This window comes from Stenotrophomonas sp. K-6, assembly GCF_056861555.1.
In genome coordinates, this window is the sequence record NZ_JBSPUC010000003.1 from 334,779 (window position 1) to 349,572 (window position 14,794).

Below are 14,794 nucleotides of genomic sequence, written 5' to 3' on the forward strand. Positions count from 1 at the left end.
CAGGCGCATGGGGGCGGTCGCGTGCCGACAACTGGATGTCGGTAGTGCCGGCCGCTGGCCGGCTCGCCAGGAACTGTGCGATTCCATTGCGTGAGAACCAGGATCGCGTGGTTGCCGGCCAGCGGCCGGCATTACCGGGCCGCTGCCAGCGCTTTCGACTTGGCGTACAGCCGTTCGGCCTGCTTTGCGTCGCCCAAGGCGGCATACGTTTCTGCCAAGCTGTCCCAGGCATTGGCCGAGCGCGGGAACAGCGTCGCGTTGAAGGCGAACAGCGGCAGCGCGGTGGCATGGCCCAGATTCTCGGCCACCGCGTAGCCCACGCGGTTGATGTCCTGCTCCAGCATCGGCTGATCACCGCGCCCGGTAGTGATGAGCCACTGTTTCAACGCGGTTGTGCGTGCGGCCGTCTGCGGCTCCAGTGCGTAGGTGATCAGCCTTTCCGACAGGGCCTCGCGAGGGAACTGCATCGGGGCCACCACCGCCATGGTGCTGTCCACCAGCGTGCGCGACCACACATTCGTCGCACTGCCGTTGGTGAGGTAGATAAAGCTGTAGGTATCCCCACCCAAGCCGTCCAGGAAGGCTATCCGTGCACGTACCCGCGTGCCACCGTCATGCCCCACGAAGCGGTACTCGCCGCTTTCTTCGAATTCCCAACCCGTGGAGAAGCCGCTGCGCCGTCCGTTGCCCAGCAGCTGTGGCTGCCACAGCTGCTGCAGCGTGGCACGACCCACCAGTTCACCGCGGGTCAGGGCCATCAGGAAGCGGTCCAGATCACCGACGGTGGTATGCAGTGCGGCATGCCCGTAGGCATAGGATGGCCAGGCGATGTCGTCTTCGCGCTGCAGGGCGCCCTGTTTGCCGATATAGGCGATGGTAATGTCGTGCGGCACATCCGTTGCCGGGCCCAGCGAGGTGTGCGTCATCGACAGCGGACGAAGCACGCGGTCTTGGACGATCTGCGCATAGGGCTGCTGGTACTGCGCTTCCAACAGCGCGGTGAGGACCAGATAGTTTGTCTGCGTATACCGATTGGCAGTGCCCGGCGTGAACTGCAGTGGTGCGCCGGCGAGTGCCTTGAACACCTCCGCCGCCGTGGTCGGGAAGCGGTTGCCCTGCGAGGTGATCACCTCACCTTCCCGATACTGGAAATACTCGGGAACGCCGGACGCATGGTTGAGGAACTGCCGCACGGTGATCGTCTGCCAGGCCTCGGGCAGATCGGGAAGATAGCGGCTGGCCGGTGCATCCAGCTCGACCCTGCCGGCCTCCACCCGTTGCATGACCAGAGCGCTGACAAGCAGTTTGGCCAGGGAGTAAGTGTTGAACACCGTCTCGGGTGTCACCGGTTGGTGCGTGGTGAGGTCGGCCTCTCCGGCGACGGCCTGCGCAAGCAGCGTGCCGTTGTGCCGTATCAGTAGTGCCTGGCCGGCGATGCCATAGCGAGCTGCGTTTGTGTGGAGTTGTCGGGTGATCCGGGCGTCTAACTCCGCGGCGCGCACGGTGCCGGACGGCGTCGATACCGCGAGCAGCAGGACCGCGACAAAGGCGAAACGACGCATTGCGGGCATCCTCGTGGGTGAGCCCGCACAGTAGGAAGCGCTGGCACCCCGGTCAATGCGGCGGAAGTCACCCCCGGTCGTGAAAGGCCCCGACCGTCGGCCGGGGCCCACCCAGATCAGCCCAGAATCCCAGGCAGATCCAGCCCCTTGTCCTTCGCGCACTCCACCGCGATCTCATACCCCGCATCGGCATGCCGCATCACGCCCGTCGCCGGGTCGTTCCACAGCACGCGCGCGATGCGCTTGGCCGCGGCTTCGGTGCCGTCGCAGACGATGACCATGCCCGAATGCTGCGAGAAGCCCATGCCGACACCGCCGCCATGGTGCAGCGAGACCCAGGTGGCGCCGCTGGCGGTGTTGAGCAGGGCGTTGAGCAGCGGCCAGTCGGAGACGGCATCGGAGCCGTCCTGCATGGCCTCGGTTTCACGGTTGGGCGAGGCGACGCTGCCCGAATCCAGATGATCGCGACCGATCACCACCGGCGCCTTCAGTTCGCCATTGGCGACCATTTCGTTGAAGGCCAGACCGAGTCGATCACGGTCCCCCAGGCCGACCCAGCAGATGCGCGCGGGCAGGCCCTGGAACTTGATCTTCTCGGCGGCCATGTCCAGCCAGCGGTGCAGGTGCGGGTTGTCCGGGATCAGCTCCTTGACCTTGGCGTCGGTCTTGGCGATGTCTTCCGGATCGCCGCTCAGTGCGGCCCAGCGGAACGGGCCGATGCCGCGACAGAACAGCGGGCGGATGTAAGCGGGTACAAAGCCGGGGAAGTCGAAGGCATCTTCCACGCCTTCTTCCAGCGCCATCTGGCGCAGGTTGTTGCCGTAGTCCACGGTCGGCACGCCGAGCGAGTGGAAGCCGAGCATGGCGCGGATGTGGTTGGCCATCGATTCGCGTGCGGCCGCTTCCACTTCCTTCGGTGCGGAAACGCGCTTGGCGTCCCATTCTTCCACCGTCCAACCCTGCGGCAGGTAGCCGTTGACCGGGTCGTGCGCGGAGGTCTGGTCGGTCAGCAGGTCCGGCTTCACGCCGCGGATCAGCAGCTCGTCCAGCACGTCGGCGACATTGCCGAGCAACCCGACCGAGAGCGGCTTCTTCGCGGTGCACGATTCCTCGATCAGGCGCAGCGCTTCGTCAAGGTCGTCCGTCCAGGTATCCAGATACCCAGTGCGCAGGCGCATCTCGATGCTGCTCTTGCGGCATTCCACCGCCAGGCAGGAGGCGCCGGCCATCACCGCGGCCAGCGGCTGCGCGCCGCCCATCCCGCCCAGGCCACCGGTGAACAGCCACTTGCCGGCCAGGCTGCCGTTGTAATGCTGGCGGCCCATTTCCACGAAGGTCTCGTAGGTGCCCTGCACGATGCCCTGTGCGCCGATGTAGATCCAACTGCCGGCGGTCATCTGGCCGTACATGGCCAGGCCCTTCTTATCGAGCTCGTTGAAGTGATCCCAGTTGGCCCAGCGCGGCACCAGGTTGGAGTTGGCGATCAGCACGCGCGGGGCATCGGCGTGGGTGCGGAACACGCCGACCGGCTTGCCGGACTGCACCAGCAGGGTCTGGTCATCCTCGAGCCGCTGCAGGGTCTCGATGATTTTGTCGTAGCTCTCCCAGTCGCGCGCGGCGCGGCCGATGCCGCCGTAGACCACCAGCTCCTGCGGGCGCTCGGCCACGTCCGGGTGCAGGTTGTTCATCAGCATGCGCAGCGGCGCTTCGGTGAGCCAGCTCTTGCAGGTGAGCGTGGTGCCGGTCGGGGCGAGGATGGTGCGGGTAGAATCGAGACGGGTCATGCAGCACTCCGGGACGTAGCGAAGTCGAGACAGGCATCGAGCACCTGCTGCAGCGTGGCGCGCAGCGGGGCAGCGTGATCGGGATCCAGCGGCGTGGGCCAGCTGTGCTCATCCACGGCCTCGGGCTCGTGCAGGTAGCCGCGGCAGGCCAGCTCCATCTGCAGCGTGTGCACGCCGCCGGGGATGTCGCTGTAATGGCGGGTGATGTAGCCGCCCTTGAAGCGGCCGTTGCGCACATGGCTCATGCCGCTCATGGCGCACAGGTTGTCGACTACATCGGTCAGCGCGTTGTCGCAGGTGGTATCGCCGTTGGTGCCGAGGTTGAACTGCGGCAGCTGGCCATCGAACAGGTGCGGGATGTGCGAGCGGATCGAGTGCGCGTCATACACCACCACGGTGCCGTGCACGGCGCGCAGGCGCGTGATCTCCGCAGCAAGGGCGTCGTGGTAAGGCGCGAACCAGGTATCGCGGCGGCGCGCGATCTCCGCCTCGTCGGGGCCGTGCCCATCGCGGTACAGCGGCTGGTTGTCGAAGGTGGTCAGCGGGCACAGGCCGGTGGTGTTCTGGCCCGGGTACAGCGAGGTGCCGCTGGGGTCGCGATTGAGGTCGATGACCGAGCGCGATACCGCCGAGCGGATCGTGGTGGCGCCCATCGCCTGCGCGAAGCCGTACAGCTCATGCACCCACCAATCGGCGTCGCGGCGGGCCAGCCACGGCGACACGAACTGCGCGGCCAGTGCATCGGGCAGCTCGGTGCCCGTGTGCGGGAAGCTGACGATCAATGGCACGTCGCCGCGGTGGATCTGCAGCCAATCCGGTTGGGTCGTCATGCCAGCGGCTCCAACGGCGGCAGGATGTCGTCCAGCCCGGCAGCCAGCACGCCACTGCGCACCAGGTTGGTCGCGGCCACCATGTCCGGGTGGAAGTAACGGTCGTCTTCCAGCGTCGGCACCTGCGCGCGCAGGCGCTGGCGTACGGCTTCCAGTGCATCGCTGGAGCGCAGCGGGGCATGGAAATCGCAGCCCTGCGCAGCGGCGAGCAGCTCGATGCCGATCACGTTGGCGGCGTTCTCGGCCATCGCCATCAGGCGGCGCGCACCATGTGCGGCCATCGAGACGTGGTCTTCCTGGTTGGCCGAGGTCGGGATCGAGTCGACGCTGGCCGGGTAGGCGCGCTGCTTGTTTTCCGAGACCAGCGCCGCGGCGGTGACCTGCGGAATCATGAAGCCGGAATTCAAGCCGGGCTTCGGGGTGAGGAACGCGGGCAACCCGGACAGCGCCGGGTCGACCAGCATCGCGGTGCGGCGCTCGCTGATCGAGCCGATTTCGCACACGGCCATCGCCAGCATGTCCGCCGCGAACGCGACCGGCTCGGCGTGGAAATTGCCGCCGCTCAGGGCCTCGTTGGTATCGGTGAACACCAGCGGATTGTCGGACACACCGTTGGCTTCGATCGCCAGCGTGGTGGCAGCCTGGCGCATCACGTCGAACGCGGCGCCCATCACCTGCGGCTGGCAGCGCAGGCAGTACGGGTCCTGCACGCGTACATCGTTGTCGCGGTGCGATTCGCGGATCGCCGAGCCCTGCATCAGGGTGCGCAGCGCGGCGGCGGTGGCGATCTGCCCGCGCTGGCCGCGGATGCTGTGGATGCGCGGATCGAACGGGGTGTCCGAGCCCTTGGCCGCTTCGACCGACAGCGCGCCGGTGACCAGCGCTGCACGGAACACGGTATCGATCGCGAACAGCCCGGCCAGTGCATAGGCGGTGGAGTACTGGGTGCCGTTGAGCAGGGCCAGGCCTTCCTTCGCGCCCAGCACCAGCGGGGCCAGGCCGACCTTGGCCAGCGCCTCGGCAGCCGGCAGGCGCACGCCATCGACGAAGGCTTCGCCGACACCGATCATCACGCTCGCCAGATGCGAAAGCGGGGCCAGATCGCCGGAGGCGCCGACCGAGCCCTGGCACGGAATCACCGGAATGAAGTCGTGCTGCAGCAAGGCTTCCAGCAGGGCCAGCGTCTGCGGGCGGATGCCCGAGGCGCCCTGGGCCAGGCTGGCCAGCTTCAACGCCATCATCAGGCGCACGACCGGTGTGGGCATCGGCTCGCCGACGCCGGCCGCATGCGAGAGCACGATATTGCGCTGCAGGGTCTCCAGGTCGTCGCGCTCGATGCGCACGCTCGCCAGCTTGCCGAAACCGGTATTGATGCCGTACACCGGCGCGCCCTTGGCGACGATGTCGGCCACGGTCTGCGCACTGCGCAGCACGGCCGCGGCAGACGCCGGGTCCAGCCGCACCCGCGCGCCGTCGTGGATCGCGCGCCATTGCGCCAACGTGACGGCGCCGGGGTGCAGGGTCAGGGTAGTGCTCATGAAATCTCCAGACATCACTAGATTCAGACGGGTTGGCCGCGCATCACGCGGGCGTGCAGGGGGTTGAAGCCCATGCGGTAGACAAGGTCGGCAGGCGCCTCGATGTCCCACAGGGCGAGATTGCAGTCCAGTCCGATGGCGAGCCGGCCGATCCGGTCCTGGCGGCCAAGTGCGCGCGCCGCTTCACGGGTGAAGCCGGCGATGCACTCCTCCACCGTCATGCGGAACAGGGTGGCGGCCATGTTCATCGCCAGCAGCGGGCTGGTCAGCGGCGAGGTGCCGGGGTTGGAATCGGTGGCGAGCGCCAGCGGTACGCCGGCGGCGCGCAGGGCGGCGATCGGGGGCAGGGTGGTATCACGGGTGAAATAGAACGCGCCCGGCAGCAGCACGGCTACGGTGCCGGCGCTGCGCATGGCGGCGATGCCATCGGCGTCGAGGTGTTCGATATGGTCGGCCGACAGTGCGCCGTAACGCGCGGCCAGCGCTGCACCGTGCTGGTTGCTGAGCTGCTCGGCGTGGATCTTGATCGCCAATCCGTGCTGCTGGGCGGCGATGAACACCTGCTCGGCCTGCGCGGCGCTGAAGGCGATGTTCTCGCAGAACACATCCACCGCCTCGGCCAGCCCGGCGGCGGCAACGGCCGGAATCATGACGGTGCAGACCTCGTCGATGTACTCCTGTGCCTGCCGGCCCGGCGGAATTGCATGCGCGCCGAGGAAGGTCGGTACGATCTCGACCGCGCGCTGCCGGCCCAGCTCACGCGCGACGGTCAGCTGCTTGGTCTCATCGGCGAGGGTCAGTCCGTAACCGGATTTGATCTCGAGCGTAGTGATGCCTTCGGCCAGCATGGCATCCAGCCGGGGCAGGCTGGCGGCGAGCAGGTCGGCCTCGCTGGCGGCGCGGGTGGCGCGCACGGTGGAAACGATGCCGCCGCCGGCGCGGGCGATGTCGGCATAGCTCACGCCCTGCAGGCGCTGCTCGAACTCGCCGGCACGGTTGCCGGCATAGACCAGGTGGGTGTGGCAGTCGATCAGGCCGGGGCTGATCCAGCGCCCTGCGCAGTCGACGCGCTGGGCCGGCTGCAGATGCTCGGCCGACCCCGCCGCCCCGACATGCACGATGCGGCCATCGGTGGCGGCGATGACGCCATCCTCGATCACGCCCAGGCCCGGGCCATCGACGGTGATCAGGTTGGCGTGGTACCAGAGGGTGTCACAGTGCATGGCAGCAACCACATCGGCGTATATGTCTATACAATATAGGCGCCTCTTCCGGGATGTCCAGTGATGCCAGCCAACCCCGCACCGATCCTTCGTTTCCATGCCGCCCATGCACTGCTGCCGCATGGCTGGGCGCGCGATGTGCGCATCCTCAGCCAGGGCGGCACGCTCCTCGAGGTGACCGAAGGTGTGTCGGCTGAGCCGGGCGATACCGCACTGGCGATCGTGCTGCCCGGTCTGGGCAACCTGCACAGCCACGCGTTCCAGCGCGGCATGGCCGGGCTGACCGAGATCGGCGGCAACAGCGGCGACAGCTTCTGGAGCTGGCGCGAGCTGATGTACCGCTTCCTGGCGCATCTGCGGCCCGAGGCGATGCAGGCGATTGCCGAGCAGGCCTATGTGGAAATGCTGGAATCCGGCTTCACCCGGGTCGGCGAGTTCCACTACCTGCACCATGGTCCGGACGGCGTGCCGTACGCCGATCGTGCCGAAATCGCCGAGCGCATCGCCGCCGCGGCGCGCTCCAGCGGGATCGGGCTGACCCTGCTGCCGGTGTTCTATGCGCATGCCGATTTCGGCGGCGCCGCACCGAACCCGGCCCAGCGCCGCCTGATCCACGACGTCGACGGCTTTGCCGAGCTGCTGCAGGGCTGCACGCGCGCGCTGCAGGACCAGGACGATGCGGTGCTCGGCTTTGCCCCGCACAGCCTGCGCGCGGTGACCGGCGAGGAACTGTCGGCGCTGCTGCCGCTCAACACCGGGCCGGTCCACATCCACATCGCCGAGCAGACCCGCGAGGTCGATGCCTGCATCGCCTGGAGCGGGATGCGCCCGGTGCAGTGGCTGTACGAACACGCGCCGGTGGATGCGCGCTGGTGCCTGGTGCACGCCACCCATATCACCGAGGCGGAGATGCAGCAGATCGTGGCCAGCCATGCGGTGGCGGGGCTGTGCCCGATCACCGAGGCGAACCTGGGCGACGGCCTGTTCCCGATGCAGGCCTTCGCCCGTGCCGGCGGACGGTTCGGGGTCGGCTCGGATTCCAACGTGCTGATCGACGCGGCCGAAGAGCTGCGCCTGCTCGAGTACGGCCAGCGCCTGCAACTGCGCGGCCGCAATGTGCTGGCCCCGGGCGATGGTCAATCCACCGGCCGCTGGCTGTACGAACAGTCGTTGAGCGGTGCCGCGCAGGCCTTGGGCGTGGCCACCGGCCTGCGGGCCGGCGCACCGGCGGATCTGGTCGAGCTCGATCCGGACCACCCGGCGCTGATCGCCCGCGATGGCGATGCCTTGCTTGACAGCTGGGTATTCGCCGCACGTAATGGCGCCGTGCGATCGGTGTGGCGCCAAGGGCGCCAGTTGGTCCGTGATGGTCGCCACCCGCAACGCGAGGCGGTGGCCGCACGGTTCGCCGCGGCACTTCGACCGTTGTTGAGGGTCTGATCCGACCCTCCCATGCAGGAATCCAGAGTGACGGGCAAGAAAGCAGCAACCCTCAATCAGCGCATCCGTGCTGATCTGGAAAGCCGCATCCTCAGTGGACAGTGGGAGCCTGGCTTCCGCATCCCCTACGAACACGAACTGATGGAGCAGTACGGCTGCTCGCGGATGACCGTGAACAAGGTGCTGACTGCACTGGCCGAGAGCGGCATGATCGAACGCCGCCGGCGTGCGGGCTCGTTCGTCGCGCGCCAGCCGCCGCACCTGGAACAGGTGGCGCTGGAGATTCCCGACATCGCCATGGCGGTGCAGGCGCGTGGCCATGTGTATGGCTACCAGTTGCTGGAGCGCGCGTACCGGCTGCCGCGTGAGCACGTGGCCGAAGAAACGGCGCTGTCCGGCAGTGAGAAGCTGCTGGCGATCCGCTGCCTGCATCTGGCCGATGGGCGGCCGTTGGCGCTGGAGCACCGCCTGATCAGCCCGGTCGGTGTGCCGGAGGTGCTGGAGGTGGATTTCGAGACCACGGCGCCGGGCAGCTGGCTGCTGCAGAACGTCTCGTGGACGCGCGCCCAGCACCGGATCAGCGCCTGGGGCGCCGATGAGGCGGCAGCGACGCTGCTGCAGGTCAAACCCGGCACGGCGTGCCTGGTCATCGACCGCCTCACCTGGCGCGGGGAGCAGCCGATCACCTGCGTGCGGCAGATGTTCCTGGGCGATGCCTACGATCTGGTTGCCCGTTTCTCGCCGGGCGCGCGCTGAGCCTTACAGCGTGGTGCACTGCCGCCAGCGGACCGGCTCATCCACGCCGGGGCGCGGGTTGAGCTGGATGCGGACCGTGCGCAGCGCGGGGTAGCGGGTCACTTCTTCGCAGATCAGCGGCCAGATCGTCTCGATCTCACCGGTGCGGTTGATCGCCAGCGTCTGGCGGGTCAGCCAGATGCCACTGGCCACCCCGGGACGGGTCGCGACCTTGCGGGAGAGTTCCTGCTGATACCGGTCCAGCGTCGCGTTGTCCGGGTTCGCTTCCATCGCAGACGGGACAGCATCGGCGGCGCGGTTTTCCGTGCTGCCCGGGCCTGTCGGGGCGGACGTCGCTGCAGCAGGGGGCTGTGTGCCGACCGTTGCGGGGGCATCCCCCGCGGCTGATGGAGCGGCGGCAGGTGCGGCCACCGCGGTTTCGTCGTCGGACCCGTCTTTCTCCAGCCCGGCGGTCAATGAGCCCAAGCCCACCATCAGGCCCAGCGTCGCCGCGCCCAGCGCCGCGATCGAGATGCGGCGGATCGCCTCGCCACGCGCGCCATCCTCGACACGGGCTTCCATGTCGCCGGGCAGGTAGGGTTTGAGCAGCGGCCACAGCAGCGGACCATCCAGCACCTCGACGCCCTGTTTTTCAGCGGCGATGCGGCCATCGCGCTCGACCTTGCCTTCGGTGATCAGGATGCCGCCGCGGGCACCGGCCAGGCGCGCGGCGGCGCCCAGCTCGTTCACCGCCGCCGTGCCGATCCGGTAGGCACGGCCATGCTTGCAGGACAGCAGCCAGCGTTGCGGGCCATCGTGCATCAGGAAATCGCTGCGAGGTTCACCGCGGTCGGCAGCCTCGTCGGCCACGTCCTGCAGCCCACGCTGCTCGTGCATCGCGCGCCGCACGATCATCGAAAACTCGCGCCAGTGCATGCCCGCCAAAGCAGTCAGGCCAAGCTGGGTCTCCTTCTGCTTCCGTTTGATCAGCCAGAAGTAGGCCGTGGCCAACAACCACACGATGAGGGCCAACAGCAGGGCCAGAATCCAGGAGAGCATGCAGGGGGATATGAACAGGGAAGTGCGATAGACAGTTTATATGCGCCTTTGCACGTCTGCGGCGCGTCGTTTTCGCACTGGGAGGGGGCCGGTGATCACGTCGGTGACGGCCGTCGCACTTTGTGGCGATCCTCGGATCGAGCGCCCACAAAAAACCCGCCAATCCAGAGCCGTGAGGGGAGGGAACAAACGGCGGTGGAAGCGATTGGCGGGTCGGTTTCGATTGTCAACAAAGTTGTGCTGCTTTGCAACAATCGACAGTCAGGTCAGGCGTCGGAGGTCGGCGACTGGTGGGTGCCTGGGGACGGCGCACCCGACGGCGAGGCATTGCGGGCCTCGGCCCGGTTGACCCGGGTGTTGAGCGCGTCGATCCGGGCATTGAGCGCGGCGACGTCCTCGGCGGTCGGAATGTGCAGGCGCTTGAGTACGCCCTGGACCCGATCATCGAAGGCCTTCTCGACCTTGTCCCAGGTGCCGCTGGCCTTTTCGCGGGCCTCGCCGAGGTGCTCCTCGACATTGTCGCGCCAGCGCGGCGTGTCGTCCGTCTGTTCGCGGTTGCGGGCCTCGATGTTCTCGCCTTCCTTGACCAGGTTGTCGAAAACACGGCTGCCTTCGGCCTGCGCACGCCCGAAGGCGCCCAGGCCCGCCAGCCAGATCTGCTGGGCCGAATCGGTCAGCTTGCGCGAGAAGCGCTCGGCCTGATCCTGCAGCGAGGGCTTCTCGCCCGGGATGCGATCGTCGAAGTCGTTGGGTGAATTCATGGGGCGATCCCTGTGGGTGGACACCCTTGGATCGTATGCATCGCCGGCTTCAAGCGATGTGATGGCCGGCGCCCGTGCGGCGCCAGGCCGAGCGTCGGTTCAGCCGAGCTTTTCCTTGAGCACCCGCTGGATCTCGCTTTCCACCATGCCTTTCATGGCAGAGAGCAGGAAGCCAAGCTTGGCGGTGACCTGCACCTGGCCCGGCTGCAGGGCGATCGCGCCATCCACGCCCGAACCGTTGAAGTTCAGCACATCGCCCACCCAGTTGGACTCCAGGCCGAAACGTTCGGACAGTTTGGCGGCGACTTCCTCGATGGCTTTGCGCGCATTTTCGGCGGGCAGGGTGTGGGCGTGACGGATATCGATGGTGGACATACAGCCTCCTGGCGGACAACGGCGCGGATATGGGCGTGCATTGTGCGCATCCTCAGGCACAACTCCAAGGTCTGCGTCACACTTCTTCTTCCCTGACATTCAACCTGCTAGGCTGCGCCGCGTGCAGAACCTGCTAGTTCACTTTACTCAACGCCAACATCCCGACCAGCCGCTGCGGCCCGGGGTGCAGCGCATCGTGCGTCATGCTTCGGGCACTGTCCGGCTTGGCGATGACACGCCCGGCACCTTGCTGCTGGCTCAGTTCTGCCTGGACGACCGTGGCCTGTGGCTGCAGGTCGCCAACGGCATCCGCGGCATCCACGTCAACGGCCGCCCGGTGCGCCGGATGGCACTGCTGCGCGCCGGTGACGCGGTCTACGCCGATGGCGTGGAGATGGTGGTGCAGGGCGGTTGCGAGGCCGTCGTCCATGCGCCGCCGCGCAGCGATGATGGCGGCGACGACCAGCGGCTGTTGCGCGGGGTCGGCGGCCAGCACCACGGGCGCAGCTTCACGCTGGATCGGCCGCGCGTGATCGGGCGGGGACCGGACGCGGACATCGTCATCGACGACCCTGCCTTCGCCGAACAGCATGCCCGCCTGGAGCAGCACGGGGAGCGCCTGCTGCTGCGCGACCTGGGCGCCGGCGAGTCGACGCGGGTCAATGGCGTCACCGTTCGCCATTGCTGGCTGCAGCCGGGCGATCAGCTGGTCTTCGATGCGCAGCACCGCTTTGTGCTCGAAGTCCCGCACGATGGCCGCAAGCGCATCGTGGTTGAAGAAGAGGACGACGGCTTCGAGGCGCGTCAGCGTCCGGAACCGGTCGCCGTGCCCAAGCGGGTGAGCCGCTGGCCGTGGCTGCTGGCCAGTGCGTTGCTGCTGGCCGCAGCGCTCAGCGGGCTGCTCTGGTTCGGGGCGAGGTAGTGCCGGCCGCTGGCCGGCAACCAGGCACGTCCCGCGTGGGCCATTAGATTCGTTTGCAACCAAATTCGCCTTGTCCTGCAAGGCCTAAAGGCTGGTGCGCTGCGGCATACTAGGGGTCTTGCCCCATAGGTGTGACATGACGCGCGCGTTCAATTTCAGTGCCGGCCCTGCAACGTTGCCGGAATCGGTCCTGCGCCAGGCGCAGGAAGAGATGTTGGAGTGGAACGGCGCGGGCGCCTCCATTGTCGAAATGAGCCATCGCGGCCCGGAGTTCATGGCCGTTGCCGCCCAGGCCGACGCCGATCTGCGGCGCCTGATCGGCATCCCGGACGACTATGCGGTGCTGTTCCTGGCCGGTGGCGCAACCACCCAGCAGGCCCTGCTCGCACTCAACTTCGCCCAGCCCGGCCAGACCGTGGATTACGTGGTCACCGGCCACTGGGGCAAGACCGCGATCAAGCAGGTCAGCCCGTACGTCACGGTCAACGTCGCCGCCAGCAGCGAGGCCAACAGCTTCCACGACATCCCGGCGCGCGACGGTTGGCAGCTCTCCGATGACGCGGCCTACGTGCACATCACCGCCAACGAAACCATCCACGGGGTCGAGTTCCGTGACACCCCGGACGTGGGCGCTGTGCCGCTGTTCGCCGATTTCAGCTCCTCGATCGCCAGCGAGCCGCTGGATGTCAGCAGGTACGGCGTGATCTATGCCGGCGCGCAGAAGAACCTCGGCCCGGTCGGTGTGTCGGTGGTGATCGTGCGCCGCGACCTGCTCGAGCGCAGTGGCCAGCCGCGCGCGGACATCTTCGATTACCGCTCGCACGTTGCCCGCGATTCCATGCTCAACACCCCGCCCACCTGGAACTGGTACCTGGCCGGCCTGGTGTTCCAGTGGATGCTGGCCGAAGGCGGCGTGGAGGAATTCGCGCGCCGCAACGCAGTCAAGTCGGGCCTGATCTACGGGGCGATCGACCAGTCCGGCGGCTTCTACCGCAATGAGGTCGTGCCGGCCGCACGCTCGCGCATGAACATCCCGTTCTTCCTGCCCGACGACACGCTCAATGCGCGTTTTGTCAGTGAATCCAAGGCGGCCGGCCTGCTGGCGCTGAAGGGCCACAAGGCGGTCGGCGGCATCCGCGCCTCGCTGTACAACGCCATGCCGGTGGAGGGCGCGCAGGCGCTGGCCGCCTTCATGCGCGATTTCCAGCAACGCAACGGCTGAAGAATTCGTTTTTCCCGGGGCGCTCGCCGCCCCACTGCAATTGGAACCCAGATGGCCACCAAACCCGCCAAGCCCAAGGCTGCCAAGCCGGCACCGACCCCGCCCAAGGCGGCTGCCCCCGCGAAGAAGGCCAAGGCCGCCAAGCGCGATGCCGCGCCGGCGGTTGCCGCGCCCGTGCTGTCGGACGTGCGCGCCAAGATCGACCATATCGACCGCAGCATCCAGGCGCTGATCGCCGAGCGCGCGAACTTCGCCCACCAGGTCGGCAAGGCCAAGGGCAAGCTCGCTGCCGCCGTGGATTACTACCGCCCCGAGCGCGAAGCGCAGGTGCTGCGCATGGTGGTGGACCGCAACGAGGGCCCGCTCAGCGATGAAGTGCTGGTCCACGTCTACCGCGAAATCATGTCGGCCTGCCTGGCCCAGCAGGAGCCGTTGAAGATCGGCTACCTCGGTCCGGAAGGCACCTTCAGCCAGCAGGCCGTGCTCAAGCATTTCGGGCGCTCGGCGCTGGGGCTGCCGCTGGCCAGCATCGAAGAAGTCTTCCAGGAAGTGGAAGCGGGCAACGCTGATTTCGGCGTGGTGCCGGTGGAGAACTCGGGGCAGGGCACCATCCAGATCACGCTGGACATGTTCCTGACCTCCAACCTGAAGATCTGTGGCGAAGTGGAACTGCGCGTGCAGCAGTACCTGATGTCGCGCAGTGGCCGGCTGGAAGATGTCGAGCGTGTCTATGGCCACCCGCAGTCGTTCATGCAGACCTCCTCGTGGCTGCGCGCCAACCTGCCCAAAGCCGAGAAGGTGCCGGTCTCCAGCAATGCCGAAGGTGCGCGCCGCGCGCGCAATGCCGATGACGCTGCCGCGATCGGTGGCGAAAGTGCGGGGCATGTGTACGGCCTGAAGAAGGTAGTGACCAAGCCGATCCAGAACGATGCGGACAACACCACGCGCTTCCTGGTGATCGGCCGCAACATCTTCCCGACCTCCGGCCATGACCGCACCTCGGTGCTGGTGTTCATCCACGACAAGCCCGGTGCACTGTTCGATGTGCTCAGCCCGTTCGCGCGGCACGGCATCAGCATGAACCGGATCGAGTCGCGCCCCTCGCACAACGCCAAGTGGGAGTACGGCTTCTTCATCGATCTGGCCGGCCATGTCGAGGACGAGGCGATGCAGGCGGCGCTGGCCGAACTGAAAGCCCACTCGGCGCAGATCAAGATCCTCGGCTCCTATCCGGTCGCCGTGCCCTGATCCGATCGGCGTAGCCGCCTCGCGCGCTACGCCCGGCCCGGCGCCTGTGTGGGCGCCGCGGCCCCTCCCGCACACCGTTGCATCGCCGCCGTGGC

Annotated in this window: 13 protein-coding genes; 5 read left to right on the plus strand and 8 right to left on the minus strand. The window is 67.5% G+C overall.

Going from position 1 to position 14,794, the window contains the following annotated elements; genetic code table 11:
- Nucleotides 1-131: 131 nt before the first annotated feature.
- From AC13F7_RS11885 to hutI, 5 genes are all read right to left on the minus strand, one after another.
- Nucleotides 132-1,562 (minus strand): serine hydrolase domain-containing protein, encoded by a 1,431-nt coding sequence (locus tag AC13F7_RS11885; protein ID WP_483000527.1) that lies wholly within the window; start codon nt 1,560-1,562, stop codon nt 132-134.
- 116 nt (nt 1,563-1,678) lie between these two features.
- On the minus strand, nt 1,679-3,346 hold the full coding sequence (gene hutU, locus AC13F7_RS11890; protein ID WP_483000529.1) for a urocanate hydratase: 1,668 nt from the start codon (nt 3,344-3,346) through the stop codon (nt 1,679-1,681).
- The gene (hutG, locus tag AC13F7_RS11895; protein ID WP_483000531.1) at nt 3,343-4,176 is read right to left on the minus strand and encodes an N-formylglutamate deformylase; all 834 of its coding nucleotides are present in this window, start codon (nt 4,174-4,176) and stop codon (nt 3,343-3,345) included. Before hutG ends, hutU begins: the two co-directional genes overlap by 4 nt.
- Entirely contained in the window at nt 4,173-5,714 is a 1,542-nt protein-coding gene (gene hutH, locus AC13F7_RS11900; RefSeq protein WP_483000533.1) for a histidine ammonia-lyase, read from the minus strand. Before hutH ends, hutG begins: the two co-directional genes overlap by 4 nt.
- A gap of 23 nt (nt 5,715-5,737) precedes the next feature.
- A complete protein-coding gene (gene hutI, locus AC13F7_RS11905; protein ID WP_481469873.1) occupies nt 5,738-6,937 on the minus strand; it encodes an imidazolonepropionase in 1,200 nt (399 codons plus the stop codon).
- A 63-nt stretch (nt 6,938-7,000) separates the two neighbouring features.
- On the opposite strand from hutI, the gene AC13F7_RS11910 reads away from it, so the two are divergent.
- Nucleotides 7,001-8,377, plus strand: a complete 1,377-nt coding sequence (locus tag AC13F7_RS11910; RefSeq protein ID WP_483000537.1) for a formimidoylglutamate deiminase — start codon at nt 7,001-7,003, stop codon at nt 8,375-8,377.
- Between the two features lie 12 nt (nt 8,378-8,389).
- A complete protein-coding gene (hutC, locus tag AC13F7_RS11915) occupies nt 8,390-9,133 on the plus strand; it encodes a histidine utilization repressor (RefSeq protein ID WP_483000539.1) in 744 nt (247 codons plus the stop codon).
- A gap of 3 nt (nt 9,134-9,136) precedes the next feature.
- On the opposite strand, the gene AC13F7_RS11920 is transcribed toward hutC, so the two are convergent.
- The 3 genes from AC13F7_RS11920 to AC13F7_RS11930 all read right to left on the minus strand — a co-directional run bounded on the left by AC13F7_RS11920 (nt 9,137) and on the right by AC13F7_RS11930 (nt 11,307).
- On the minus strand, nt 9,137-10,171 hold the full coding sequence (locus AC13F7_RS11920) for a restriction endonuclease (RefSeq protein WP_483000541.1): 1,035 nt from the start codon (nt 10,169-10,171) through the stop codon (nt 9,137-9,139).
- Between the two features lie 266 nt (nt 10,172-10,437).
- Nucleotides 10,438-10,932 carry a phasin family protein gene (locus AC13F7_RS11925; protein WP_483000543.1) on the minus strand — a complete coding sequence of 165 codons (495 nt, stop codon included), beginning with the start codon at nt 10,930-10,932 and terminating at the stop codon, nt 10,438-10,440.
- A gap of 99 nt (nt 10,933-11,031) precedes the next feature.
- Nucleotides 11,032-11,307, minus strand: coding sequence for a polyhydroxyalkanoic acid system family protein (locus AC13F7_RS11930; RefSeq protein WP_123729622.1), 276 nt, complete (start codon nt 11,305-11,307; stop codon nt 11,032-11,034).
- Between the two features lie 121 nt (nt 11,308-11,428).
- Here AC13F7_RS11930 and AC13F7_RS11935 point away from each other — a divergent pair, with 121 nt between their 5' ends.
- From AC13F7_RS11935 to pheA, 3 genes are all read left to right on the plus strand, one after another.
- Nucleotides 11,429-12,229 (plus strand): FHA domain-containing protein, encoded by an 801-nt coding sequence (locus tag AC13F7_RS11935; protein WP_483000545.1) that lies wholly within the window; start codon nt 11,429-11,431, stop codon nt 12,227-12,229.
- A 136-nt stretch (nt 12,230-12,365) separates the two neighbouring features.
- Complete coding sequence (gene serC / locus AC13F7_RS11940; protein ID WP_483000547.1) at nt 12,366-13,451, plus strand: 3-phosphoserine/phosphohydroxythreonine transaminase; 1,086 nt, start codon at nt 12,366-12,368, stop codon at nt 13,449-13,451.
- A gap of 51 nt (nt 13,452-13,502) precedes the next feature.
- Nucleotides 13,503-14,699, plus strand: coding sequence for a prephenate dehydratase (gene pheA / locus AC13F7_RS11945; protein ID WP_481469863.1), 1,197 nt, complete (start codon nt 13,503-13,505; stop codon nt 14,697-14,699).
- Nucleotides 14,700-14,794 lie beyond the last annotated feature (95 nt).